The sequence below is a fragment of the Lentzea cavernae genome (genome assembly GCF_014653695.1).
Classification (GTDB): domain Bacteria; phylum Actinomycetota; class Actinomycetes; order Mycobacteriales; family Pseudonocardiaceae; genus Lentzea; species Lentzea cavernae.
The window spans coordinates 1-1,301 of sequence record NZ_BNAR01000036.1; the positions used below are offsets into that span (position 1 = coordinate 1).

The 1,301-nt window shown below is 56.6% G+C and carries 1 rRNA gene; it reads left to right on the plus strand.

The features are described 5' to 3' along the window. Positions 1-1,301 (plus strand): 23S ribosomal RNA (locus tag IE307_RS46475); the annotation flags it as partial.

A 1,301-nucleotide genomic window follows, 5' to 3' on the forward strand; every position in this document is an offset into this window, starting at 1 on the left:
AAGCCTCTAGCGAGCTTTCACGCGGCCCGTACCCCAAACCGACACAGGTGGTCAGGTAGAGAATACCAAGGCGATCGGGCGAACTGTGGTTAAGGAACTCGGCAAAATGCCCCCGTAACTTCGGGAGAAGGGGGGCCGTAGCGCTTGAAGCCTCTTGCAGGCTAGGGCGAGACGGCCGCAGAGACCAGCGAGAAGCGACTGTTTACTAAAAACACAGGTCCATGCGAAGTCGCAAGACGATGTATATGGACTGACGCCTGCCCGGTGCTGGAACGTTAAGGGGACCGGTTAGTCCTTCGGGGCGAAGCTGAGAACTTAAGCGCCAGTAAACGGCGGTGGTAACTATAACCATCCTAAGGTAGCGAAATTCCTTGTCGGGTAAGTTCCGACCTGCACGAATGGCGTAACGACTTCTCGACTGTCTCAACCGCAGGCCCGGCGAAATTGCATTACGAGTAAAGATGCTCGTTACGCGCGGCAGGACGGAAAGACCCCGGGACCTTTACTATAGCTTGGTATTGGTGTTCGATTCGGCTTGTGTAGGATAGGTGGGAGACTGTGAAGCGGCCACGCCAGTGGTTGTGGAGTCATCGTTGAAATACCACTCTGGTCGTATTGGATGTCTAACCTCGGTCCGTGATCCGGATCAGGGACAGTGCCTGGTGGGTAGTTTAACTGGGGCGGTTGCCTCCCAAAGAGTAACGGAGGCGCTCAAAGGTTCCCTCAGCCTGGTTGGCAATCAGGTGTTGAGTGCAAGTGCACAAGGGAGCTTGACTGTGAGACTGACGGGTCGAGCAGGGACGAAAGTCGGAACTAGTGATCCGGCCATGGCTTGTGGAAGCGTGGTCGCTCAACGGATAAAAGGTACCCCGGGGATAACAGGCTGATCTTCCCCAAGAGTCCATATCGACGGGATGGTTTGGCACCTCGATGTCGGCTCGTCGCATCCTGGGGCTGGAGTAGGTCCCAAGGGTTGGGCTGTTCGCCCATTAAAGCGGTACGCGAGCTGGGTTTAGAACGTCGTGAGACAGTTCGGTCCCTATCCGCCGCGCGCGTAGGATACTTGAGGAAGGCTGTCCCTAGTACGAGAGGACCGGGACGGACGGACCGCTGGTGTGCCAGTTGTTCTGCCAAGAGCATTGCTGGTTGGCTACGTTCGGAAGGGATAACCGCTGAAGGCATCTAAGCGGGAAGCTCGTTCCAAGATGAGGTATCCCACCCTTCGTGGGTTAAGGCCCCCAGCTAGACCACTGGGTTGATAGGCCAGAGGTGGAAGACCGGTAACGGTTGGAGCTGACTGG